The 875-nt window shown below is 68.8% G+C and carries 1 protein-coding gene; it reads right to left on the reverse strand.

Annotated features, from left to right (window positions below; genetic code table 11):
• Positions 1–361 precede the first annotated feature (361 nt).
• Positions 362–703 carry a hypothetical protein gene (locus tag AB8Z36_RS41050; protein WP_369218430.1) on the reverse strand — a complete coding sequence of 114 codons (342 nt, stop codon included), beginning with the start codon at positions 701–703 and terminating at the stop codon, positions 362–364.
• Positions 704–875 lie beyond the last annotated feature (172 nt).

The raw sequence follows: 875 nt of genomic DNA on the forward strand, positions 1-875 counted from the left end.
AGTCTTCGGCGGGGATGACGCATCACTGCCATCTGAGGGGTCCTCCTCAATAGGTGGTGCGTTGGTGGGGGAAGTGGTGCCGGTGGTGCCGACCGTTCCGGTCGTTCCGGTGGTGCCGACCGTTCCGGTGGTACCGGTGGTGCCGACCGTGCCGGTAGTGCCGGTAGTGCCGGTGGGTGGGTCTAGTGGTGCCGGTGGTGCCGGTGGTGCCGACCGTTCCGGTCGTTCCGGTGGTGCCGACCGTTCCGGTGGTACCGGTGGTGCCGACCGTGCCGGTAGGGGGGGGGGGGGGGGGGGGGGGGGGGGGGGGGGGGGGGGGTGCCGACCGTGCCGGTAGTGCCGGTAGTGCCGGTGGGTGGGTCTAGTGGTGCCGGTGGTGCCGRCCGTGCCGGTCGTTCCGGTGGTGCCGACCGTTCCGGTGGTACCGGTGGTGCCGACCGTGCCGGTAGTGCCGGTAGTGCCGGTAGTGCCGGTGGGTGGGTCTAGTGGTGCCGGTGGTGCCGACCGTTCCGGTGGTGCCAGTGGTGCCGACCGTTCCGGTCCTTCCGATCTTTCCGGTCGCGCCCGTCGTTCCAGTGGCGCCGGTCTTTCCGGTGGCGCCGATGGTGCCGATGGTGCCGGTCGTGCCGGTCGTGCCGGTCGTGCCGGTCGTGCCGGTCGTGCCGGTGGTGCCGGTAATGCCGGTGGTTCCGGTCGTGTCCACACTCAGGGAGTCGAAATCCGGTCAGGGTCATGTCAAGTCGACATGCCCTCGCCGTAGATTTCTTGACTCCACCGGGACGAAAGATTGGCTGATCCATAGGAATCCCACAAGGCTTAGGACCGGATGTAACGCACCCGCCACGCGCTCTTCATGCCTCACCGTCACCAACCGC

It is taken from the genome of Streptomyces flavofungini (genome assembly GCF_041028215.1).
In the GTDB taxonomy this organism is placed as follows: domain Bacteria; phylum Actinomycetota; class Actinomycetes; order Streptomycetales; family Streptomycetaceae; genus Streptomyces; species Streptomyces flavofungini_B.